The 22,217-nt window shown below is 56.6% G+C and carries 26 protein-coding genes and 1 tRNA gene; 19 read left to right on the forward strand and 8 right to left on the reverse strand.

Annotated features, from left to right (window positions below; translation table 11 throughout):
- Nucleotides 1-701: 701 nt before the first annotated feature.
- The 4 genes from PVA19_RS18595 (at nucleotide 702) to PVA19_RS18610 (ending at nucleotide 2,226) form a co-directional block, all read left to right on the forward strand.
- Nucleotides 702-792: transfer RNA gene (locus PVA19_RS18595), tRNA-Ser, on the forward strand.
- A 348-nt stretch (nucleotides 793-1,140) separates the two neighbouring features.
- Nucleotides 1,141-1,515, forward strand: a complete 375-nt coding sequence (locus tag PVA19_RS18600; protein WP_274103808.1) for a hypothetical protein — start codon at nucleotides 1,141-1,143, stop codon at nucleotides 1,513-1,515.
- Nucleotides 1,516-1,629: 114 nt separating this feature from the next.
- Complete coding sequence (locus tag PVA19_RS18605) at nucleotides 1,630-1,980, forward strand: hypothetical protein (protein ID WP_062425683.1); 351 nt, start codon at nucleotides 1,630-1,632, stop codon at nucleotides 1,978-1,980.
- Between the two features lie 69 nt (nucleotides 1,981-2,049).
- Nucleotides 2,050-2,226, forward strand: a complete 177-nt coding sequence (locus tag PVA19_RS18610) for a hypothetical protein (protein ID WP_274103809.1) — start codon at nucleotides 2,050-2,052, stop codon at nucleotides 2,224-2,226.
- Nucleotides 2,227-2,229: 3 nt separating this feature from the next.
- Here PVA19_RS18610 and PVA19_RS18615 read toward each other — a convergent pair whose 3' ends face one another.
- Together PVA19_RS18615 and PVA19_RS18620 are read right to left on the reverse strand one after the other, a co-directional pair.
- Nucleotides 2,230-3,027 carry an HpcH/HpaI aldolase/citrate lyase family protein gene (locus PVA19_RS18615; RefSeq protein ID WP_274103810.1) on the reverse strand — a complete coding sequence of 266 codons (798 nt, stop codon included), beginning with the start codon at nucleotides 3,025-3,027 and terminating at the stop codon, nucleotides 2,230-2,232.
- Between the two features lie 8 nt (nucleotides 3,028-3,035).
- Nucleotides 3,036-4,253, reverse strand: a complete 1,218-nt coding sequence (locus PVA19_RS18620) for an NAD(P)/FAD-dependent oxidoreductase (protein WP_274103811.1) — start codon at nucleotides 4,251-4,253, stop codon at nucleotides 3,036-3,038.
- 285 nt (nucleotides 4,254-4,538) lie between these two features.
- On the opposite strand from PVA19_RS18620, the gene PVA19_RS18625 reads away from it, so the two are divergent.
- Both PVA19_RS18625 and PVA19_RS18630 read left to right on the forward strand, forming a co-directional pair.
- Complete coding sequence (locus PVA19_RS18625; RefSeq protein WP_062598278.1) at nucleotides 4,539-4,892, forward strand: hypothetical protein; 354 nt, start codon at nucleotides 4,539-4,541, stop codon at nucleotides 4,890-4,892.
- A 129-nt stretch (nucleotides 4,893-5,021) separates the two neighbouring features.
- Complete coding sequence (locus PVA19_RS18630; protein ID WP_274103812.1) at nucleotides 5,022-6,134, forward strand: pyridoxal phosphate-dependent aminotransferase; 1,113 nt, start codon at nucleotides 5,022-5,024, stop codon at nucleotides 6,132-6,134.
- 185 nt (nucleotides 6,135-6,319) lie between these two features.
- Here PVA19_RS18630 and PVA19_RS18635 read toward each other — a convergent pair whose 3' ends face one another.
- Nucleotides 6,320-6,586 carry a sel1 repeat family protein gene (locus PVA19_RS18635; protein ID WP_062425688.1) on the reverse strand — a complete coding sequence of 89 codons (267 nt, stop codon included), beginning with the start codon at nucleotides 6,584-6,586 and terminating at the stop codon, nucleotides 6,320-6,322.
- Nucleotides 6,587-7,088: 502 nt separating this feature from the next.
- Between PVA19_RS18635 and PVA19_RS18640 the strand changes: the two genes are divergently transcribed.
- Nucleotides 7,089-7,427 carry a DUF2147 domain-containing protein gene (locus tag PVA19_RS18640; RefSeq protein ID WP_274103813.1) on the forward strand — a complete coding sequence of 113 codons (339 nt, stop codon included), beginning with the start codon at nucleotides 7,089-7,091 and terminating at the stop codon, nucleotides 7,425-7,427.
- A gap of 74 nt (nucleotides 7,428-7,501) precedes the next feature.
- On the opposite strand, the gene PVA19_RS18645 is transcribed toward PVA19_RS18640, so the two are convergent.
- The gene (locus tag PVA19_RS18645) at nucleotides 7,502-8,134 is read right to left on the reverse strand and encodes a LysE family translocator (RefSeq protein ID WP_274103814.1); all 633 of its coding nucleotides are present in this window, start codon (nucleotides 8,132-8,134) and stop codon (nucleotides 7,502-7,504) included.
- A 128-nt stretch (nucleotides 8,135-8,262) separates the two neighbouring features.
- Here PVA19_RS18645 and PVA19_RS18650 point away from each other — a divergent pair, with 128 nt between their 5' ends.
- The 7 genes from PVA19_RS18650 to PVA19_RS18680 all read left to right on the forward strand — a co-directional run bounded on the left by PVA19_RS18650 (nucleotide 8,263) and on the right by PVA19_RS18680 (nucleotide 13,809).
- Entirely contained in the window at nucleotides 8,263-8,754 is a 492-nt protein-coding gene (locus tag PVA19_RS18650; protein WP_062425691.1) for an Lrp/AsnC family transcriptional regulator, read from the forward strand.
- 120 nt (nucleotides 8,755-8,874) lie between these two features.
- On the forward strand, nucleotides 8,875-10,785 hold the full coding sequence (locus PVA19_RS18655; protein ID WP_274103815.1) for a PhoX family protein: 1,911 nt from the start codon (nucleotides 8,875-8,877) through the stop codon (nucleotides 10,783-10,785).
- 261 nt (nucleotides 10,786-11,046) lie between these two features.
- Nucleotides 11,047-12,204 carry an esterase gene (locus PVA19_RS18660; RefSeq protein WP_112518926.1) on the forward strand — a complete coding sequence of 386 codons (1,158 nt, stop codon included), beginning with the start codon at nucleotides 11,047-11,049 and terminating at the stop codon, nucleotides 12,202-12,204.
- 384 nt (nucleotides 12,205-12,588) lie between these two features.
- Complete coding sequence (locus PVA19_RS18665; RefSeq protein WP_062425694.1) at nucleotides 12,589-12,798, forward strand: cold-shock protein; 210 nt, start codon at nucleotides 12,589-12,591, stop codon at nucleotides 12,796-12,798.
- A gap of 112 nt (nucleotides 12,799-12,910) precedes the next feature.
- Nucleotides 12,911-13,195, forward strand: a complete 285-nt coding sequence (locus tag PVA19_RS18670; protein ID WP_062425695.1) for a hypothetical protein — start codon at nucleotides 12,911-12,913, stop codon at nucleotides 13,193-13,195.
- Between the two features lie 28 nt (nucleotides 13,196-13,223).
- Nucleotides 13,224-13,460, forward strand: coding sequence for a 30S ribosomal protein S21 (gene rpsU, locus PVA19_RS18675; protein WP_062425696.1), 237 nt, complete (start codon nucleotides 13,224-13,226; stop codon nucleotides 13,458-13,460).
- A 127-nt stretch (nucleotides 13,461-13,587) separates the two neighbouring features.
- Complete coding sequence (locus PVA19_RS18680; RefSeq protein ID WP_062425697.1) at nucleotides 13,588-13,809, forward strand: hypothetical protein; 222 nt, start codon at nucleotides 13,588-13,590, stop codon at nucleotides 13,807-13,809.
- A 266-nt stretch (nucleotides 13,810-14,075) separates the two neighbouring features.
- Here PVA19_RS18680 and PVA19_RS18685 read toward each other — a convergent pair whose 3' ends face one another.
- Complete coding sequence (locus PVA19_RS18685; RefSeq protein WP_112518925.1) at nucleotides 14,076-14,570, reverse strand: GNAT family N-acetyltransferase; 495 nt, start codon at nucleotides 14,568-14,570, stop codon at nucleotides 14,076-14,078.
- Between the two features lie 144 nt (nucleotides 14,571-14,714).
- On the opposite strand from PVA19_RS18685, the gene PVA19_RS18690 reads away from it, so the two are divergent.
- The 3 genes from PVA19_RS18690 (at nucleotide 14,715) to amn (ending at nucleotide 16,650) form a co-directional block, all read left to right on the forward strand.
- Nucleotides 14,715-14,885, forward strand: coding sequence for a hypothetical protein (locus PVA19_RS18690; RefSeq protein ID WP_162236271.1), 171 nt, complete (start codon nucleotides 14,715-14,717; stop codon nucleotides 14,883-14,885).
- Between the two features lie 8 nt (nucleotides 14,886-14,893).
- Nucleotides 14,894-15,067, forward strand: a complete 174-nt coding sequence (locus PVA19_RS18695) for a hypothetical protein (protein WP_165457048.1) — start codon at nucleotides 14,894-14,896, stop codon at nucleotides 15,065-15,067.
- Between the two features lie 77 nt (nucleotides 15,068-15,144).
- Nucleotides 15,145-16,650: an AMP nucleosidase gene (gene amn / locus PVA19_RS18700; protein ID WP_062425698.1), complete on the forward strand. Its 1,506-nt coding sequence runs from the start codon at nucleotides 15,145-15,147 to the stop codon at nucleotides 16,648-16,650.
- A 15-nt stretch (nucleotides 16,651-16,665) separates the two neighbouring features.
- On the opposite strand, the gene PVA19_RS18705 is transcribed toward amn, so the two are convergent.
- A complete protein-coding gene (locus PVA19_RS18705; protein WP_112519238.1) occupies nucleotides 16,666-17,568 on the reverse strand; it encodes a lysylphosphatidylglycerol synthase domain-containing protein in 903 nt (300 codons plus the stop codon).
- A 136-nt stretch (nucleotides 17,569-17,704) separates the two neighbouring features.
- On the opposite strand from PVA19_RS18705, the gene PVA19_RS18710 reads away from it, so the two are divergent.
- On the forward strand, nucleotides 17,705-18,715 hold the full coding sequence (locus PVA19_RS18710; RefSeq protein ID WP_274103816.1) for a glycosyltransferase family 2 protein: 1,011 nt from the start codon (nucleotides 17,705-17,707) through the stop codon (nucleotides 18,713-18,715).
- A gap of 4 nt (nucleotides 18,716-18,719) precedes the next feature.
- Entirely contained in the window at nucleotides 18,720-20,213 is a 1,494-nt protein-coding gene (locus tag PVA19_RS18715; RefSeq protein ID WP_274103817.1) for an ArnT family glycosyltransferase, read from the forward strand.
- Here the strand turns inward: PVA19_RS18715 and PVA19_RS18720 are convergent.
- Together PVA19_RS18720 and PVA19_RS18725 are read right to left on the reverse strand one after the other, a co-directional pair.
- A complete protein-coding gene (locus tag PVA19_RS18720) occupies nucleotides 20,210-20,680 on the reverse strand; it encodes an OsmC family protein (protein WP_113262040.1) in 471 nt (156 codons plus the stop codon). The two genes, PVA19_RS18715 and PVA19_RS18720, sit on opposite strands and share 4 nt — an antisense overlap.
- Nucleotides 20,681-20,682: 2 nt before the next feature.
- On the reverse strand, nucleotides 20,683-22,053 hold the full coding sequence (locus tag PVA19_RS18725; protein ID WP_162741942.1) for an aspartate aminotransferase family protein: 1,371 nt from the start codon (nucleotides 22,051-22,053) through the stop codon (nucleotides 20,683-20,685).
- Nucleotides 22,054-22,217 lie beyond the last annotated feature (164 nt).

The following is a 22,217-nucleotide window of genomic DNA, read 5'->3' on the forward strand; positions in this document are numbered from 1 at the left end:
TGGCTCAGGCTCAGCAGCAACGATCGCGTCAGCGGCCTTTGCGCCAGATACTGCTGCAAGAGCTGCAGCGGAGCCAATGAGAAGGCTCTTGATGTTCATGTTGACCTCCAGTCAAGTTTCATAAGGGTCTGGGTTCTTAAGCTGAAGGACAGCATTCCCTGCCCCATTCCCGTTTTTTTCGAAAACGAGCGATCCACCGCCGCGCTTCCGTTGCTGAAAATACAAAAGCTTTCGCCGGGCGCAATCGGCAAAGAGATTTATGACCGCTATAACTAGATGCTTCAGATAATCATGTTGCTTAAACAACACATTTAGAGCCGCAGCACTGTCCAATGATTTAACAAATAGTTAATAAAAACAAAGATGAAGCTCGAGCATTAGAGACTTAAAATAGACCGCGACCAACGTCGCCACTTTGGCAGAAGGCCGCGATGGTCAGCGCCTGATGGGGAACTTAACGGCCTTTCTGATGCCCAGTGCGGTAGGGCACGATACGTATGTGCGAATAAAAATCGCGTGAATCGCGATTTCCCTCAGAATGGAATCAGTTCGAGCAGCGACTCGATTCGTCGCGAACGCAGGGGTTCGGACTTGCCCTTGGAGTTATTACGAGCGAAAACTGGCTTGTCGGAAAGTCTTTTTCCACACTCTCATTAAAAGCGCTTGCATTCGTTTTTCTTACGCAATAATCAGGCGGCACCGGAGAGGTGGCCGAGTGGTCGAAGGCGCTCCCCTGCTAAGGGAGTATACGTCAAAAGCGTATCGAGGGTTCGAATCCCTTCCTCTCCGCCATTCCCCAATTTGTCCGAATCGAAGACATAGGTAAGTTTGTACCTAAGACATAGGTTACAATCTCCCGCCGAACGGCTTGAGTGCATTTCAATAAAACATTCTGATCCGCATCTCTCAGAAGTCATCTGGTACACCCTCCTATAGCCGAAATCGTCTATAGCCGAAATCGTCCACTCTTGTTGACCGGGCCCGATAGGGTCAGTTGGTTATCAAGCAGCAGAGGGACGACCGATGATTCCGGCTTGCTTCCTCCCGATCAAGAATATTAAAACAGCGATACCGGGTTGCAGCATAAGTAGATGCCTTAGGGCTTGTTTCGCGCATCTTTCATACGTGAGCGCGGCCTCGTTGGGCAGCGCTGCCGCGGAGCTTAAGTGCAATAAAATCGGTCCTGATCCTTACGGGCAGAAAGAGTCTTTGCTCGTGAACGGCTCAACTGGGGTCTTCAGCTACATCGCTGCGGACGGCAGCTTGCAAGTCGTCGAACTCAAATGCGCTTCATTCCTCGGCGACGAAGCCACCGACAAAGGTGGTCTTCTCTGTAGTTATGTGTTCGAACGCAAAGAGGGCCTCACCACTGAGCATTACCTGATCCATTCAATATCGAATTTCACGACACTCACTCGATCAGGCTTGGTCGAAAATTCTGAGCGCAAGAGACGAAACGCAGACCATTACGCCAGCGTCACGCAGGATATGGTGTTATGCGAGGGAACGCCGTAGAATCAGATATCCACCCTCCGACCCAAAGTAGCAACGATTTCACCTTCGTCCGCTATGGAACATTATCGAGTTTGGTCGCGTTATTGCCTCGGAAACAACATGAGGTGATTTCAGATGGCACAGACCAAATTGAACGTTGTTGATGATTCTCTCGAAAGCCAGATCTCGGAACTTCGCTCCCAGATCGCGTCTCTTTCCAAGTCGGTGTCGTCCCGCGCAGGCGCGATCTCCGAAGAGGCGTCCGACTTTGTAGATGAAGCAAAGGGTCGCGTACAGCGTGCAGCACACAGCGCGGCAGAAACCGTGAAGGCGCAAAGCCAAAATGTGGTGGAAGCGGTCAGGGAAAACCCCGCGACAGCGACATCGGTGCTGACGGTGGTTGGCGCGCTTGGCTTTGCTCTTGGCTATTTCGTGGCGAATGCCTCGACTCAGCACAAAAGCAGCAGCCTGTATCGCTGGCGCTGACAGCGTCTAGTTCAAGGGAAGGAAGGCAACGCCTTCCTGCCCTATTTTTATTTTAAACGGAGGAGTGACGTGCAATTCTCTCAGGAGATCGAAAACGCCCTCGCCGCCTTTGCGCGAAACAGCGGTGTTACTAGAGATGAAGCAATCGCTCGCATTCTCCGCGAAAGGCTGATTGCGGAAGGACATCTGGCATCCGGCCAGGAAGGCATTCCGCCGGAAAAGCTGAACGCCACCAATGACGACTGACGTTTAATAGCCAGACGGCTTCGGCACCGCCGTGCGACCCTTGTAGCGAGATGCAAGCTGGCGGAGCGTATTCGAGAATTCGAAGACGTCGGCACCCACCGCAACAAATGACGCACCCAACTCGAGATAGCGCTTATTGTAGGTCTCGTTGAAGGTCAAAATCCCGGCAGCCTTGCCCGCTGCGACAATTTTGCGAATCGCTCCCTCAATGACGTTTTGGACCTCCGGCTCATCGATCTTGCCGAGATATCCCATATCCGCCGCCAAATCGGCGGGGCCGATAAAGACACCATCCACGCCTTCGACCTGAAGAATGTTATCGAGATCAGCAATTGCGGCGCGCGTCTCCGCCTGAATCAAAAGGCAGACATTGTCCGAAGCGGTTTGATTGTAATCACTGACACTTCCAAACGCCGATGCCCGGGCAACAACCGCACCCATGCCGCGAATGCCACGCGGCGGATAATGCATGGCGGATACAAGACCGCGGGCCTGCTCCGCCGAATCGACCATCGGGACCAAAAGCGTGCGCGCACCGGCATCGAGCATCTGCTTGATAATCCAGCTTTCACCCGTTGGCACGCGCACGACGGGTTCGGCCGGCGATGACGAGAGGGCGCGCAACTGCTCTATAATGCTGCGCAGATCGTTTGGACCATGCTCGCCGTCGATGACGAGCCAATCAAAACCTGCCGTGCCGGCGATCTCAGCAGTAATCGCCTCGCCCATATCTAGCCAAAGCCCGATCTGTGTTTCACCCCGGTGGATAGCGTTCTTGAAGTGGTTCTCAAGGGTCGGCATGGCAGTCCTCATGTCAAAAGCAATTTCAGGTCGGCGGTATGGTCATCAAGCACAGCACGGTTCGGCTGCGCGCCAGCGTCGAGCAGTTTCTTGCCAGTGACGTAGGCTTTGGCATCATTAATGGCATCCACGGCGATGAAGCGGCCCTGCCTGAAATACCAGACAGAGTGGCTGCCTTCTCGTTGACCCGGGCGCAGCACTGTCTCGTCATAACCTGCGTTGAAGCCGGCGATCTGCAATTTCACGTCATACTGATCGGACCAGAACCATGGCTTCGGTCGGTAGGGTTTCTCTTCCCCCGCGAGCACCAGCGCTGCGGCTTCCGCCTGATCGACCGCGTTCTGTACCGATTCGAGGCGAACGGAACCACCCTCCATCGGTAGAAGCGTGCAGTCTCCCATGGCATGGATGTCCGGGTCGGATGTGCGGGTGAATTCATCCACAACGATCCCATTGCCGACCTGCAAACCCGACTCACGAGCCAGGCGGTCGTTCGGCGTCACGCCAATGCCGGCGATAACGAAATCGACGTTGAGCGTTGAGCCATCGGAAAGCTCCGCCTTCGTCACACGTCCATCTTTCCCGTCCAGCCGAACGAGGCCCGTTTTCTCGCGAATGGAAACGCCTTTTGCGATGTGAATGTCGCGCATGATGGTCGCAGTTTCGGCTGAGGCGACGCGCTGAAGAATGCGATCCGCCATCTCGATCAGCGTCACCTCAAGCCCAAGCTGGCGCGCAACGGCTGCCGCCTCAAGCCCAATGTAACCGCCACCAATCACCAGCAATCGGCGGCGGGGCTGCATTTCCTCCATCAGACGATCGGCATCGCGCTTATCGCGCACTGTCAGAACGCCTTCCAGATCTCCCCCCACACCCGCCGGAAGCTCACGCGGCGCAGCGCCCGTCGTCAGTGCAAGCTTGTCATATTCCAGCAGAGAGCCGTCCTGCATCCGCACGGTCTTAGCCTCACGGTCGATCTCCTCCACCCAGGTCGAAAGGCGGATATCGACATTGTTCTCCACAAACCACTCGGCCGGGCGAAACTCCAGTCGATCGAAGGTCATCTCTCCCATGAGATATTTTTTCGAGAGCGGCGGACGCTGATAGGGAAGCACGTCTTCCGAGCCGATGATGGTGATAGGGCGATCGTCCTTCAAAGAACGAAGCTTGGCAGCAAGGGCGAAGGCTGCCTGTCCAGCGCCAACAATGACCAATCTGCCTGCCATATGAGATGCTCCACCCAAACCGTCGTCTCGATTACCAGCGAAGGCGTAACGGCAAGTACGCTTCACGTCAACCACGCGCTTACGCTCTCGCCTGCGTGGATCAACCAGCCCGGCGCAACCTTCTGCATGCTATAATGTTTTAGCGATGAGACAGGTGAGACTGATGGCGGGGTTGCAAAGGTCCGAAACGAAACAGAAGGATCGATTCCTAGTGATTTCATTCAGGATCCGGCAAGGTCGCAGGCATATCATTCAGGAACGAGAAGAGACAATCGGGAGGTTGTCATGACACTCAATATCGATATCAAGGCAAAGGATACGGTTCCGCAAGACGAGATGTATGAGAAGTATGTGATCGACCGTCCTGGCAAGATCACGTTCATCGGCCATCATCTCAGTACCAGCAACACAATGCGCTGCCTCATCCGCAAAATCTCTCTTTATGGCGCGGATATCGAAGTCAGTCCGCATCTCGACCTGCCCAGTAATTTCTACCTCGAAATTATCGGCATTCGCGATGAGATCGGTTGCACATTGATCCGCCGGGAAGACGAAAATGCATCCGTCGGGTTCAACATGCTGATTGACCCAGAGTTTCTGCACCATATCCGCCGCTTGAGTTTTGAAACATCGCTCTGATAAGCGCGGACTTCGGCTGGCGCGAAAAACTCGCCTAAAACCGTCGCATTCATCCCGGCCTGCCTTGCGCAGGCCGATTTTGTTTCTATTGTGAGCCCGTCCGCCTCAAGAACTACGGAACGTACTGAAATGTCCGCCTTTTCGCGCTTTACGCCTCTCGCCTCCTCGCTACCCTCCACCGTCCCATTCGTCGGCCCGGAAGCCATCGAGCGGACTCGTAAATTGGCCGTAAAAGCGCGGATTGGCGCCAATGAAAGCGGCTTTGGTCCCGCCCCATCCGTCCTGGAAGCCATGCGCAATGCGGCGCATGAAACCTGGATGTATGCCGACCCGGAGAATTACGAGTTGCGTGAAGCGCTCGCCATCCATCATGGCATTTCGCGCGGCAATATCGCCATCGGCAGCGGCGTGGATGGACTTCTCGGCGAAATCGTCCGGTTGGTGGTTGAGCCGGGTACACCCGTCGTAACCTCCTTCGGCGGATATCCGACATTCAATTATCATGTGAATGGCTATGGCGGCCGGCTGGTGACGACGCCCTATCTCGACGACCACGAAAATCTCGACGGTCTGCTCGATCTCGTTGTCAAGGAAAATGCGCCGCTGGTTTACTTCGCAAACCCGGACAACCCGATGGGAAGCTGGTGGGATGCAAACGAGGTTCTGACATTTGCCAAGGCCCTGCCGGAAACCTGTCTGTTGATTCTGGACGAGGCCTATTGCGAAACGGCGCCCGAGAGCGCCGTTCCCAGCGTTCGCGCCATGATCGGCATGCCGAATGTGCTGCGCATGCGCACCTTCTCCAAGGCCTATGGTCTTGCAGGCGCACGCGTGGGCTACGCGATCGGTACGCTGGGCAATGCTGAAGCCTTCGACAAGATTCGAAATCACTTTGGCATGTCGCGAGTTTCCGTCGCGGCAGCGCTTGCAGCCCTGAATGACCAGGCCTATCTACGCGACGTCGTCAAGCGTATCGCCAATGCACGTGAGCGCATCTCCACCATTGCTCGCCAGAACGGCCTGTCGCCCCTGCCCTCCGCCACGAACTTCGTTGCGATCGATTGCCACAAGGATGGCGCTTACGCGAAGTCGATCGTGGATGGTCTGATGGACCATGGCGTTTTCATCCGCATGCCGGGCGTTGAGCCGCTCAATCGCTGCATCCGCGTCAGCGCTGGCCCCGATGACAAGCTCGATCTTTTCGCCGAGGCTCTGCCCAAGGTTCTCCAGTCACTCGGCTGATATCAAGACAAGAAAAAACCGTGCCAGCCTTGTTTCTGCCGGTCACGGTTTTGATCTCGTTGCAAGCGTGCGGCTTTACCGTCTTCGTTTGCGGGTATGGCTGGTGTTCCGACCGGGACTGGAGGGACCAGTCGAAACGATTGGCGATCTTTTGATCGCTCCGTCTTTTTGAATTGTCCTGGAATTTAGTGTGTGGTCATCCAATCTCGAGCGGCGCGAAGGGCTGCTGCGAGGTCTGCTTTGGTCATGTTCCGGGCAAGATCGGCGCGCAACGATGCTGCTCTTTCCGAACCCTTGATGGCTGCAATATTCAGCCACTTATGGGCAGCAACGAGGTCCACCGGGCATCCCCGGCCTGTCGCATAGATCAGGCCGAGATTGCAGAAGACATCCGCGCGGCTTTGTCCACCGGCAACTGCCAACTCGATATCGCGCATTTCAAATCTTGCCATTTTTCTAGTCCTGTTTGCCCGTATTCTTCCTGTTTTGGTGCTTCTCTGCGGAAGCTTTCAGCCTGGGAACGCTGCCGTCTTCTGCGGCTTTTTCGTCTCCTGCTGTTGTCAGGTTGTCCCTGCTCTTTGTTGACCTCACTATGCCAAACGGCTTTCAACGGGCGCTTAAAATCCATGATTAACGGGGGCCAAACAAAGTCCAAACGATTGGTAAAGTTGGATTTTTGTTAAATATGGGAAGGCCTGCAAATTAAGGATTTTCCACGCAATTTTACGAAAAGTTTACGGATGGATTTAAACGCTTTGCTAACCACGGCAGAAGCTCGCGATTTTTCGGTGCAGCAATCTTCGGCGTCGAGCGCGTCAAAAAATTCGTCACGAGGCTCCACCCCATGTTTCCTTTTACGTGAACGTCAACTATAAAGATTGGCATTCGCATGGGAGTTGCGAAGGCGGACGGCGACGATGCGCTGTCGCGCCTGGTTTGGATTGGGAGGTCCATATGAAGAAATTGACGATTCTCGCAGGTCTGGCATTTCTGATCAGCAGCAGTGCCTTTGCTGCCGAAGCTATCGAAGGCGACTGGAAGACGGCAAGCGGCGAGACCGCAGTGATTGCCAAATGCGGCTCTGCCTTCTGCGTGACGCTGAAGACCGGAAAACATGCGGGCAAGCAGATCGGCAAAATGACGGGAAGCGGCGACAACTATGCCGGCGAGATCACCGATCCTGCCAACGACAAGACCTATAGCGGTTCCGGCACCGTATCGGGCAACTCTCTCAGCATGAAGGGTTGCGTATTGAAGGTGCTGTGCAAGTCGCAGACCTGGACAAGACTTTAAAGACCTGGGGCAGCCAAAGGCTGCCCCTTCTTCATTTAGAACGGTGAGTCAGTTTCCGGATATTCCCTCTCCCATCAGGGATGAGGCATAAGAACCAGCCGAAGTGCGAACCCGATCAATAGGGCGGCGAAAGTCCAGCTCTGTGCGCGCTGGGCAAGTGGACGCCTCGACATCCAGCCGCTCAGCAGCGAGCCGGCGGTCGCATAGGTCAGGTCGAAGGCAAGGCCGACGACAACCAACGTCATTCCCAGCATCAGAAACTGAACGCCCAGCCCCTGCTCGCCCGGTACAATGAACTGTGGCAGCAACACGGAGCAGAACAGCAGCGCCTTCGGATTTAGAATATTGGTGAGAAAGCCCCGCCACAGTGCCGTTCCGTGCGAGGACGGTTGTTTCGGCCCGTTGATCTGAATCGCGTCATCTTCACTATATTCCGATCTCAGAATCTCCAGACCAAGCCAGAGAAGATAGGCGGAACCGATAAAGCGGACCACTTCGAATGCCATGGGGCTCGTCGTCAACAAGGCTGCCAGCCCCAAGCCCGCGAACGCCACATGGGCGGCTCTTGCAAGCGCCAAACCTGCGCCTGTTGCGATAGCTGGACCGCGCCCTGCACTCGCACCGGTTTGCAGGACAAGCACCATGTCTGGCCCCGGCAACAGATAGACGACAACCAGCGCGCCGACGAACAGAATGAACTCGCTCATGATCAAGCCTCAAGATAATGGTCGGCGCAAACTAGATCAGGGACTTGAGGCGTGTCCTTGCGAATTGTATCAATAGGCATAACGCTGAAGCGCCGTTTGTGCCAATAATAGATCGATTATGGTGGTTTATGCCAAATCTTAAACTTGATGCAATTGACCGCCGAATTCTCACCGCGCTGCAGAGGGATGCGCGTCTGACCAATGTCGAGCTTGCCGAAGAGGTTGGATTGTCGCCATCCCCCTGTCTGCGGCGGGTTCGTGCGCTGGAGAAGGCAGGTGTCATTCGGGGTTATCATGCGAGCCTGGACCGCGCCGGTCTCAGTCTTGGGTTGACGGTTTTCGTCAGCGTAAAAATCGAGCGCCATCAGGACGCTTCTGCCGCAGCCTTCAGAGAGGCGGTCACCGTGCTGCCAGATGTCATTTCATGCCATCTTGTCTCCGGCGAGGCTGATTTTCTCTTGCAGGTCGTCGTGCCCGATCTCGCGGCTTATGAACGGTTGCTGGTGGACCGCCTGCTGAAACTTCCAAGCGTCAGTGACATTCGCAGCAATTTTGCCATCCAGACGGTCAAATCTGAAGGCCCTTTGCCGCTCAGTCACCTGCCCAGCGCGGAGACTTAAACGGGAGGGCTAGTACAACCCTAAGACGTTTCGTCTCTGCGGGTCTGTCATATCGCTGTGATAAACCCGCTTTAGTTGCCCTCTCTAGAATTGTTCGAAACGACGACAATGGAGAGCGCCATGACCAATATCGACACAAGCAAGCTAAGCTGGGACGAGTGGGACGAGCTGCAAAATCCGCCCCCAGCCGTGACCGATTTCGACCGCGTCGTCGAATCCGCCATTTCGCGCCGCGGTTTCCTTGGCGGTGTGCTCGCCTTTGGGTCTGCTGCCGCGGCTCTCGGTACGCTGGGCAATCTCGCGACGTCCACATCCGCTCAGGCACAGGACGCAGCCTCCCGCTTCCCGTTCAAGCCGGTGCAAGCGGCGACTGATCACACCGTTCATGTGCCGGAGGGTTACAGCTGGAAACCGCTTGCCAAGTGGGGGCAGCCACTCTTTCCGAACGTGCCGGATATCGACCCCGCGAAGGGCGTCAGCCTGGAGAACTCCGACAAGGTCTTCGGCGAGAATACCGACGGCATGGAACTCTTCGTGGTCGGTAGCCATCAGTTGATTGCCGTGAACCACGAATATGTGAACAACGAAACCAACCTCCCCCACCGCGAAAAAGGCATGCCCGCCAATCTGGATGAAGTGAAGATCCTTCAGCACATGCAGGGCGTGACTGTCATGGAAGTAGCGGAAGGCAAGGATGGCTGGGAGATCGTCGTCGATAGCCCGTTCAACCGCCGTATTCACCACAACACACCGATGAAGCTTTCGGGACCCGCTGCCGGCTCCGATCTCGTCAAGACCGCAGCCGACCCTAAGGGCGTCGACTGTCTTGGCACCTTCAACAATTGCGGCGCCGGTCGCACGCCTTGGGGCACCTATCTAACCTGCGAAGAAAACTTCAACGGCTATTTCGGCTCCACCGATGCCAACTTCAAAATGCCGGATGACTATAAGCGCTACGGCATCGCCGCAGAGACACGCTACGGTTACGAGAAGTTCGACGAGCGCTTCGATGTATCGAAGCACCCCAACGAGCCACGTCGTGCTGGCTATGTCGTGGAGATCGATCCGTCCAACGCGTCTTCCACGCCGATCAAGCGCACCGCACTTGGCCGCATCAAGCATGAAAATGCTGCCGTGGTCGTAGCGCGCGATGGCCGTGTCGTGGTTTACATGGGCGACGATGAGCGCGGCGAGTTCCTCTACAAGTTTGTCTCCAATGGCATCTACGTGCCAGGCGGTGACACCTCGAAACTACTGGATGAAGGCACGCTCTACGTCGCGAAGTTCACCGATGACGGCAATGGCGAGTGGGTGGCTCTGACGCCGGAATCGACCGGAATGAAAACGGACGAAATCTCCGTCTTTACGCGCCAGGCAGCGTCGAAGGTCGGCGCCACGACTATGGATCGCCCGGAATGGGTCGCAATCAACCCCGTCGCCATCGAAGCCTATTGCGCGCTGACCAACAACAGCCGCCGCGGCGAAGTAAAGGACGGCAAGATGCGCACCAATGCCGGTGGCGATGTCATGGCTGTCAATGCCGCCAACCCGCGCGAGAAGAACGAATATGGCCAGATCGTTCGTTGGTATCCTGCCAATGACGATCACGCCGACGGCAAGTTCAAGTGGGATCTGTTCTGCATGGCCGGCAATCCGGATGTGCATAAGGATGCCTATGCCGGCTCCTCCAACATCAACTCCGGCAACATGTTTAATTCGCCGGACGGCATGATGTTCGACTCCACCGGTCTTCTCTGGATCCAGACCGATGGCGAAGACAGCAATGAGGGCCAGTTTGCCGGTCAGGGCAACAACCAGATGCTGGCGGGCGACCCGGTTACCGGCCGCATCGAGCGTTTCCTGACGGCGCCAAAGGGTTCGGAAGTGACCGGCCAGACATGGTCGGCCGACAAGCGCACTCACTTCGTCGGTATCCAGCATCCGGATGCCCCCTTCCCGGATGGCGAAGGCAAGCTGCCGCGTTCGACCGTTATTGCGATCAAGCGAAACGACAATGCAATGATTGGCTAAGGCTAAAGAAGACGACACGACGTGGAGGCGCCGTTCATTGCGGCGCCTCTTCGCATTTTACTCAGCAGACCCAACGACTATCACAAGTCTTGACGTCTCCCAGAACGCTGGAGGTTCGTGAGGCTTGGTATTTTTTATCGGCGGCTGGACAACGCCGAGCCGGTCAGGTCTGCACGTAAATCAGAATCTTCTAACGCATTGAACTCTCGAGGTTGATCTGCCAGTCTCCGTCCGGGGGTATTTGAACTGGAGGAGAATGAGTTGCGTTTACTTCTGCCCTATATTCTTGTCGCCACCTGCATCGTGAGCGGACCTGCCATGGCAATCGATCCACCTGCTGCACCACCTGCCGATCGGCCCTTGAATGAATTCGTGACCGCGGTCGAACAGGACGGCGCCATCACCTTCCGTCTCTTCGCGCCTTCTGCGAAAACGGTCTCTGTCGTGCTCGGCTCTCGTGCGCCGATGGAAATGAAGAAGGCCGACAACGGTCTGTGGAGCGTAAAGACCGAGGCGCTAAAGCCTAACCTCTATGAGTACTACTTCAACATCGATGGCTTCCGCAGCATCGATACCGGCACGAATATGCCGAAGCCCCAGCGTCAGGTGAACACCAGCCTGGTTCTCGTGCCGGGGAGCGTTCTCGATATCCGCGATGTGCCCCATGGCGAGTTGCGCCGAGTGACGATCTCATCAAAAGCACTGAAATCGCAGCGCCAGACCTATGTCTATACGCCGCCGGGCTATAGCGATGCGTCAGAACCTCTGCCGGTCCTCTATCTCTATCACGGTTTTGGCGACACGGTGGACTCGTGGGTGGCGCAGGGTCGCGCGCCGCAGATCCTCGATAATCTGCTGGCGGAGAAAAAGATCGAGCCAATGATCGTCGTCATCCCGGATACCGAAGCGGATATCCCGGAGGCAATTGCGGAAAACTTCCCCGCCGCCGATCGGCGCAAGACCTTTTACCCTATCAATGCCGACGCCATTGATCGCGAACTGGTAGAAGACCTTATCCCCTATATGAAGGCGCATTACCGCGTGCGAGACGATGCTGATGGGCGGGCGATCGTCGGCCTGTCGCAAGGCGGCTATCAAGCGCTCGTCTCGGGTCTGACCCATCTCGGCACGTTTGGCTGGATTGCGAACTTCAGTGGCGTTTCCACCACCACGGTGCCCAACAAGGCCGTCGAAGCCGCGCTCAGTACGCCGGAGAAAATCAACGAGAGCCTGCGCAATTTCACCGTCACCGTCGGCACGGAAGATCAGGTCACCGGCAAGGACATCGCCGGGCTGAAAACCATCCTCGACGACAAGAAGATCAAACACGACTATGTGGAATATAAGGGCCTCGGCCATGAGATGGATGTCTGGCGTCCATCGTTCGAGGCCTTCCTGCAGAAAGTCTTCAAGCAGTAGGGCACCCTGCGTTCTTCTGGGCGCGGAAGGGATGCTCTCGCTGTTTTGAAGTGCGTCGTCTCTTCAAAAATCGTTTTCGGTTTTCGGGCTGGTACGATAGCGACCCGTGATAGTACCAGTCGTCTCGACATCTTTTTGCGCGCGACGGCTGGTCCAAACGATGCGATATGCGAGCGGCTATGGGAAAAGTTTAAGAGACTGTTTCTGGCGCTGATTTCCATTCCGTCCTTGCAAAACCGAAAATTGAGCCTATATTGAATTTATCGACCATTGCTTGTGACGTCGGTCCAGAGCCTAGCTCCCGTCGGATTTCCTCTCAAAACATCGATCTAATCCCGCAAGGTATTTCGGGACAAACAACGATTGCTACGAAAGGAAATCGTTATGAACACTGGTACTGTAAAGTGGTTCAACGCCACCAAGGGCTTCGGCTTCATTCAGCCTGACAACGGCAGCACGGACGTTTTCGTTCACATCTCCGCTGTTGAACGTGCGGGCATGCGCTCGCTCGTCGACGGTCAGAAGATCAGCTTTGACATTGTCCAGGACCGCAAGTCCGGCAAGAACTCTGCTGACAATCTTCAGGCGGCATAAATTGTTTCTCGCTGACGCTGACCACGGATGTACTGGCAGCAGACGCTGAGTGACTGAAGAAAGGTCGGGCCTATCGCTCGGCCTTTTGTCTTTATGGCTTAGGAGAACCCTGATGCCAAAAACGCCTTACAAAACCGGCAATATCATCGTCTTGAAGCCCAGAAGTAACGGCGGTCATGCCTCCCAGCAGAGCGCCCGGGTTATCGCGGCAATGCCGGAAACACAGGGAAGCAGACGTTACCGTATTCGGCTCGACGGCGAAAATTTTGATCGCACGGTCAGTCAGGACGATATCGATCTTGCGGCAACGGCCAAGCAGACGCCTGTTGCCGTTGCTACCAAAGTCTCCGAACCGGGCGGTTGGATCAACCACGACCTCGTCCGAACACGAAAATAGCGGTGTAGAACCGAGTTAGGAAAAGCCTTTGCAAGTCCTCGTTAGAGATAACAATGTCGATCAAGCGCTTCGCGTACTGAAGAAGAAGATGCAGCGCGAAGGCCTGCTACGCGAAATGCGTGCGCGCCAGTCTTACGAGAAGCCTTCGGAAAAGCGCGTTCGCGAACAGGCCGAAGCCGTTCGTCGCCATCGCAAGCTTGCGAAGAAGAAGATGCAGCGTGAAGGCCTTCTGCCTGCACCGAAGAAAGCTGTCCGCACGCGTTGACAGCAACAGCATCGGTCCGAAAATCGAGCTCGATCTTCGGAAAACACGATGGGTAGATTGAAGTAGGAGCGTCCTTTGTGCGTCTAGAGAGACGCACAGCGCTCTATCGCAATGAAAGGGTTTCAAAATGACCGCTACGAAAGATGAATTCTTCAAGCCCGGCAAACTGACCCCTCAGCAAAAAGCCTCCGCAACCAATGATGCCGTTTCTCAGATTCTGGCTGCGGAAACCGCACAGCGCCTGAAGAAGACCGAACGGCTGCGTGAAGCCCGCCTTGCGCGCGAAGCCGAGACAGTCATCGTCACGCCAGCCGCGCCGGCGAAGAAGAAAGCCAAAGCTCGGGCTTGATATCACGACGTACAAAATCGAGAGGCGGCTAAGGCCGACGCTCGTTCACTCTTCAGTAGGCGCCATGTTCTGGCGCCTTTTTGTTGTGGTGAAGAGCCAAGAGCCAGAGAGGTAAAGGTCCCAAGGCTAAGTCCTCATTCTTGCTCCCTCCCCTCCACTAAGTTGGAGCTCGTCGCGCAAAACTGGTCACCGGTTTTGCGATAACCATATTCGATAAAAGAAGGACCTAAAGCTTAAGGAGCAAATCTGAAAGATTGCGACACGCTTTAAACAAGCAAGAGCCTCATATCATAACAATCGAGCCCCGGCCCGAAGCCATCCGGTGTGATTTTCGTGACCACAAAGCCGTGGCGTGCATAAAATCCATGCGTCCGCTGACTTGTTGAAAGCACGACCTCGGCGAGGTTGGGCGTTTCCTTCGCAATCTTGATCCGGTCACGGGTCATGCAGGTTCCGACACCTCTTCCGTGAAATGCTCGATCCACCATTCCCCAGACAAACGACGCCCGTTTGTTTTTTGCGTCCAGTTCGAGGCCGTGACAGGCGACGACTGCGCCATCCAACGTCGATACGAAGTAGAGATAGCGGAGCGGATCCTTCGTCTCGAGGAATTGAACAAACTGCTCGCGTTCGGCCGGCGCGAAGTACGTCGGAACATTGCTCTCGAAGATTGAGAGGCAGGACGAGAAATCTCCCGCGACGTAGGGACGTGATTTTATTGTCATGACGACAGCGATATATGCGAGGTTCGAGCGTTGCAACTGCTTGACCCTCCCCGCCCGTCGCCACTAGCAACCCCGTTAACTTCCCTGAACCCCACATGAACCTGCCTCTCAGGGTCGGTTCAGTCCAACTGTGGCAATGTCATGTCCAGAGTAAGGGACGGCAACAACAGGGGAATGGACATGACAATCTTGATACGTCGCTTCAGCATCATCGTTCTTCTGATGGCGATTTTCGCCATCTCGTTCGCCGCCCTCGTGGTCAATCCTAATCGCAGCTTCCAGCGCATCAGTGTCGGCACTGCCTATACCTGCCAGCATGGCTTTTCGCCCAGCTGCCACGTGACCTTGTGAGGCCGGCAATGAACAGAAACTTCTCCAACGCCCTCTTCTCCGGACTTCGGGTGTTCATCATGGCGTCGGTTTTTCTAGGTCCATTTGCCGGGCTTGCCGTCTACAAGGCCGATCCAAGGCCGGTCTCCAAAGGTGTCGGCTTTGTGTTGCTGATGAGCTTGCAGCGCGGGGCTATCGGCTGAGCCGGTTTTTGCCGGCTTTTTCAAAATGCACATATTTCTGTCGCTTGCCTGTCGAAATAGGCTCCCTATAATGGGCCATGACAATAGCAAAGCACACGATTCCGCCCCTCGCCTTCATAACGCCAGAGCCTTTTGCGCCACGGACTTTCGATGATCCGAAAGAGGCCGTAGACGCGCTGACGGCGCTCTATGATCGCAACACCGATTTCCTCATCAAATCCTTTACCGATCTTGCCAAGGGCGCACCCATCGAGGGTCGCTACCGCGCCTGTTATCCGCAGGTCAGCATGGAGACCTCGACATTCGGACATGTCGATTCCCGCCTCTCTTATGGCCATGTAACCTCGCCCGGCGTGTATACGACCACGATTACCCGGCCGCAGCTTTTCCGCCATTACCTGAAGGAACAGCTTGGGCTTCTGATCAAGAACCACGGCGTCCACGTCACCGTCTCCGAATCGGCTACGCCCATTCCGCTACATTTCGCCTTCGGTGAGGGCGCCTATGTGGAAGCATCCGCGGCCTCTTCGCTCTCAGACGTGCCGCTGCGCGACCTCTTCGATACGCCGGATCTCAACAACACCGACGATCTGATCGCCAATGGCGAATACGATCAGGTGCCGGGAGAGCCCGCACCGCTGGCCCCCTTTACCGCCCAGCGTATCGATTACTCGCTGGCGCGGCTCAGCCACTATACAGCGACCAGTCCGAACCACTTCCAGAACTTCGTGCTTTTCACCAACTATCAGTTCTACATCGACGAGTTTGCCACATGGGCACGCAAGCTGATGGCTGATGGTGGCGACGGCTACACCGCCTTCGTGGAGCCCGGCAATATCATTACCCATGCGGGATCGGACCGGCCAGAAACGGACATGACGCTTGGACGTCTGCCGCAGATGCCTGCTTACCATCTGAAGAAGAAGGGGCACGCGGGTATCACGCTCGTCAATATCGGCGTTGGTCCGTCTAACGCTAAGACGATCACCGACCACATTGCCGTTCTTCGTCCGCATGCGTGGCTGATGGTCGGCCATTGCGCGGGCTTGCGCAACAGCCAGCGTCTGGGCGATTACGTGCTGGCCCACGCCTATGTGCGCGAAGACCACGTGCTGGACGACGACCTGCCCGTCTGGGTGCCGATCCCGGCTCTTGCCGAAGTGCAGCTTGCGCTGGAAGGCGCGGTGGCGGAAGTCACCGGCTATGAAGGATTCGAGCTGAAGCGCATCATGCGCACCGGCACGGTTGCGACCATCGACAACCGAAACTGGGAGCTACGCGACCAGGCGGGCCCGGTGAAGCGACTGTCGCAATCGCGCGCAATCGCGCTCGACATGGAATCGGCAACCATTGCCGCCAACGGTTTCCGCTTCCGCGTGCCGTATGGCACCCTGCTCTGCGTCTCCGACAAGCCTTTGCATGGTGAGTTGAAGCTTCCCGGCATGGCAACGGAGTTCTACCGCACCCAGGTGGCACAACATCTGCAGATCGGCATTCGCGCCGTCCAGAAACTCGCAGCCATGCCCACGGAAACGCTGCATTCGCGCAAGCTGAGAAGCTTCTACGAAACGGCGTTCCAGTAGGTCTCTGCTCTGGCGCTATTTTCGCGTCGGCACGAAAAGCGCCAGAGCCGTTCCAATCAGCGACGACAGGATAACCAGCAGGTGGAGGTTGACGGCCGCCTGGCCGAGTACCGATAGCGCGTGCTCTTCCGCCGACGCTCCGAAACCGATCGCACCTGCCGTGATGCCTGCCGGGTAGGTGCCGACGCCGCCTGGTGCATGAACCGGCAGCACGGAAGACAGTTCACCACCGAGGGCTCCGCCAAAGCCCGCCGGGAGAGTGATCTCCCCCATCAGCATCAACACCCAAGCCAGCACGGCGATCTTGACGAACCAGTTGATCAGTGTGGCACCCCACGCTCGTAGAAAGGCGTTACCGTCCACCGGCAGGCCCGCCCTTAGCTCTGCAATGACCTTGGCAAGCTTGGTCGACGATCTTCGACCGACGAGACCGAAAGCGAGGTCACGCGCGACAAATCCCAGCGCGGGTAGAAGCAGAAATGCCAGCCAACCGGTCCACATCCACAGGCTTCCTTCTTCCAGCACCCAACCCATTCCGGCTGCCGCCAGAAGCGCGTGCAGATCGAAAAGCCGCATGACCAGAAGGGCCGAGGTGCCGCGCAGAAGATTGACACCGAACTCTCGCCTCATCAGCAACGGAAAGCTGGTCTCGCCGCTTCGAAACGGCAGCATGATGTTGAGAATGTTGTGAAGCTGGACCACACGAAAAAGCGTCGCAAAGCGGCTTTTCGTTTCTCGTGGGAAGTAGTCGTAAATGCGCCAGGTGCGCAGAAGATAGGTGGCGACGAGAAGCAACAGGGCAAGCGCAATCGTCCCCCAGCCGGCCTGAGACCAAAGGCCCATAATCGTGCCCCAACCCCACACCCATTGAATGAACGCGGCGTAGGCGACGATGACGACCACCATGCCGAGCGTCATTGCGTTGCTTGCAAGCAACGCTGCCGGTTTGATCCTGTGTGAATTGTCTTTCAAATGACGGCCTAACTGGACAACTGGCGTGGTGACGCATATCCCGAAATTGAGCGTCTTAATAAAGTCTTACCGGGGAAGCCTCGTGCCCACAACGACAGCCCTTCGAAGCGAAATCCCGACGAGCACTGCGCCGGAATTATCGCTTGTCGTGCCGATTTTCAATGAGCAAGAAAGCGTCTGCCCTCTGATAGAGCGCGTTCTTGACGCGATGACAAGCTATCCTGGCGCTTGGGAACTGATCCTCGTGGATGACGGGAGCACGGATGCGACGATCGTCAATGCCAAATCCTATCTTGGTCGCGATGGGCTTGATCTCAAGATCGTTGCCCTTCAGCGCAATTTCGGCCAGACGGCCGCGATGCAAGCGGGTATCGACACCGCAAAAGGGCGACTGATCGCCACCCTTGATGGCGATCTGCAAAACGACCCAAAAGACATTCCGATGCTGGTGGCCGAACTCGAACGGCGCGAGCTCGATCTTCTCGTTGGCTGGCGCAAGAACCGCCAGGATGGGCTGGTGCTGCGCAAGATCCCGTCGTGGATCGCCAACCGGCTCATCGGCCGCATCACCGGCGTGCGTCTGCATGATTATGGCTGCAGCCTGAAAATCTATCGCACCTCGGTCATCAAGCAGGTCAAGCTGATGGGCGAGATGCATCGCTTCATCCCCGCCTGGGTGGCGGGCGTCGTGCCGAGCAGCCGGATCGGCGAAATGGCGGTCACCCACCATGCGCGCCAGTTCGGCACATCGAAATACGGGATCTCCCGGACCTTCCGCGTCATCCTCGATCTATTGTCGGTCATGTTCTTCATGCGCTACAGGGCGCGGCCAGGACATTTCTTCGGTTCTCTCGGCCTTGGCCTCGGCGCGCTTGCTGTCGTCATCATGGCCTATCTCTTCATCGAAAAGTTCATCCTTGGCAATGACATCGGCACACGCCCGCTTCTGATGGTGTGCGTGGTCCTGTCGCTCTCGTCCCTGCAATTCATCACCACGGGGATCCTGGCGGAAATGATCGCCCGCCTCTATTACCGCGACGACCGCACGCCGAACTACATTGTCAGCAAGACCTTCACCTCAGACGAGACCTGACACGATGCGCAAGGTTTTCTCCCGCAATCTCGATTTAACGTTGATCCTGATTGCAGGATATTTCCTCCTTGCTTTTATCGTCCGCATTTTCCGTTCCTCGGCGCTGGAAATTGACGAGACCCAACAGGCTCTTCTGTCCCAGCATCTGCTGCTCGGATACGGGTCTCAACCGTTCCTCTACACCTGGCTGCAGCATGGCGTAAACGTGCTCGTCGGCCCGTCGATCGCGTCGCTCAGCCTGTTGAAGAACGGGCTGCTTTTCCTCTGTTGCTTGTTCTTCTGGCTGACAGCGAGACTTTTGCTGCGCGACAGGACACTGGCCAATATAGCAACGCTCGGCGTGCTGACGATGCCCACTGTCTTCGTCATGGCGCAGAGGGATTTGACCCACACGGTTCTGGCGCTGTCTTCCGTCGCTTTGTTTGCTTACGCGCTTTTCATGACGCTGAAGGCTCCGAGTGTTGGCGGGTATCTCCTGACAGGGCTTGCTATCGGCATCGGCGCGATTGCCAAATATAACTTCGTCTTCGTTCCACTGGCTGCCGTCGTTGCTATCGCAATGGACAAGGAACTGCGTCAGCGGCTCTTTGACTGGCGCATGCTGCTGACGATCGGCGCAGCCGTTGCGCTTGTGCTACCGCACTGTCTTTGGGTGGTGAATCATTTCGATATCGCCACCACACAGACAACACGCGAAATGCGCGACATCAGCGATAGCACCGCGCTTTATGCTGTCGATGGATCGCTCGATCTCCTGGTCGCCTTCCTGAAGGGTGTCGCCCTGCCCTCAGCAATCTGTGCCGCTCTCTATTTCCGCGACATCAAAACAATTTTGCGAGCGAGCGATCAATCCACACGCCTCGTCGGTCGTATCATTCTTTTTTCGATGATCTTTGTGCTGTTGATGGTCCTGGCCATGGGTATCACGCATATGCGGCAAAAATGGCTTGCCGTTTATGTGCTGCTGTGGCCGCTATACCTCTGTCTCAAAGTACAGGCCGCGGGTCTGTCCGGTGAGCGGAAGCTCAAGCCAATGCTGACGTCCACCTTCACGCTGGCCATTGGTTTCCTCGGCGTTCTCCTCGCACGCGGGCTTGTCTCTCCCCATTTCGAGCGATACTCGCTTGTCCACATTCCCTATGACGGATTTGCCGAAACGCTTCGCCATGAGGGTCCGTTCAAGCCTGACTATGTCATTGCTTTCGGCGGGCTTGCGGGTGGAAACCTGAAAATCCAGTTTCCCGATGCGATGGTCGTGACGACGGACACTGATATCGAGACGATCCCCGCGCTCTGGCCGGCTGGCGCAGTTATCCTGTTGGTCGATACGAAGGACGACGGGGAATCGCCCGAGGATTTCAAGGACGCACTTGCTTCGCTTGCTGAGCGCGTTTCACTTCCGGCGCCGACAGACATCCGTCATGTCAACGTGCCCTATGGCGCCTCTGGCCGTAGTCACACGTTCTACTATTCGCTCGAGACTGCCCAATCCAATTAACGCGATTTGATCGTTGGCTCCACGCGGATGGGGAAATTGACGGAGTTGGCGATAAAGCATTTTTCATGCGCATCGGCGTGGAGTTCTCGTGCGGTCTGCGGATCTCCCTTTGCGAGGGTGATCACAGGCTTCAGGATCACCTCGGTGAAATGACCCGCGCCGTCCCGCTTCAAAACCATGGTGCCCTCGGGCTCATCCACATAGTCGCTGACCACCACGCCTGAGACAGCGCAGAAATGCAGATACCAGTGCTTGTGACATGCGGAGATGGAGGCAAGCAGCAGCTCCTCCGGATTCCAGCGTGCCGGATCGCCGCGAAAGGCCGGATCGGAAGAGCCGGCAATATCCGGCTTTCCATCTGCCGAGATGACATGATCGCGGTCATATTCCCTGTAGCCGGATGTGCCCGTCCCGCGGTTGCCCGACCATGTGACCTTGAGGGTATAGCGATGCTCGTGATCGGCCATCGTCAAACTTCCGTGGTGTCGCGCAGGTGGTCCAACCCCTTGCGCAGTGTTTCAATGATCTGATCGACCTCGCCGCGGCTGACAGTCAAGGCGGGAGACGCCAGCATGCGATCGCCGGTGGCGCGCATCACCAGCCCATTGTCCAGGCAGTGGTTGCGGACCATGGCGCCAATATCGTCCGGCTCGTCGAAACGCTTGCGCGTCGCCTTGTCTGCCGTCAGTTGCAAGCCGCCCATCAGGCCGACATTGGCCGCCTCGCCCACCACCTCGTGGTCCAGCAGGCTCTGCCAGCCTTGATTGAAATACGGGCCGATATCATCGCGCACCCGCTCGACCAGTCCTTCCGCCTCGATGATACGAAGATTTTCGAGAGCCGCCGCAGCGCAGACCGGATGGCCTGAATAAGTAAAACCATGGTTGAAATCGCCGACTTCCGTCAGCATCACCTCGGCCACGCGGTCCGATACCAGCACACCGCCAATCGGCAGATAACCGGATGACAGGCCCTTGGCGATCGGTGCGAGATCAGGCTCGTAACCGAATTGCTGGTAGCCGAACCAGGAGCCCAATCGCCCAAAGCCACAGATCACCTCATCGGAGACCAGCAGAATATTGCGCGCCTTGCAGATGCGGGCAATCTCTGGCCAATAGGTCTCCGGTGGGACGATGACGCCACCTGCTCCCTGTATGGGTTCGGCGACGAAGGCAGCGACATTCTCCTCGCCCAGTTCATCGATCTTGGCGTCCAGCTCACGTGCCACCTTGAGGCCGAACTCTGCCGGTGAGAGATCGCCGCCTTCCGCATACCAGTAGGGTTGGCCGATATGGCTAACGCCTTCGATCGGCAGATTGCCCTGCTCGTGCATCCAGGTCATGCCGCCAAGCGAAGCACCGGCAACCGTAGAGCCGTGATAGCCGTTGCGCCGTGCAATCACCTTCGTCTTCGTTGGGTGACCGAGCGCCTTCCAATAGACCCGCGCCATGCGAAACCACGTGTCTGTGGCCTCGGAACCGGAATTGGTGAAGAACACGTGATTCATCGTCGGCCCGGCATGGGAGGCGATCTTCTGTGCCAGGAGAGCCGCGGGCGGTGTGGTGGTGCCGAAGAAGGCGTTGTAGTAGGGCAGCTCGTTCATCTGCCGCGACACGGCTTCGGCAATCTCGCGGCGACCATAGCCGATGTTGACACACCAGAGACCGGCAAAGGCATCAAGATATTTCTTGCCGGTGCTGTCATAGATGAAAACGCCTTCGGCACGCTCGATGATGCGCGTGCCGGTGGCATTCAGCTTTCCCATGTCTGAAAAGGGATGAAGATGATGTGCAGCGTCGATGGCAGCGAGGTTGGAGACTGGTCTCGATAAATCGTTCACGCCTTGTGTGCTCCCTGGTCTGGTGACAGGAAGCATGGCCGCTGGTTGTTGATTTTGCAAGCGACGGCTACGACATCGGGCCGAAAATGGGTATCCCGTTTCGGGCAAGCGCGATGCGTATATTCAAAGAGTTACGGTGCGCTTTTGCGTGCTAGAGGACGGTC

This window comes from Agrobacterium sp. CNPSo 3708, assembly GCF_028674915.1.
GTDB classification, from domain to species: Bacteria; Pseudomonadota; Alphaproteobacteria; order Rhizobiales; family Rhizobiaceae; genus Agrobacterium; species Agrobacterium cavarae.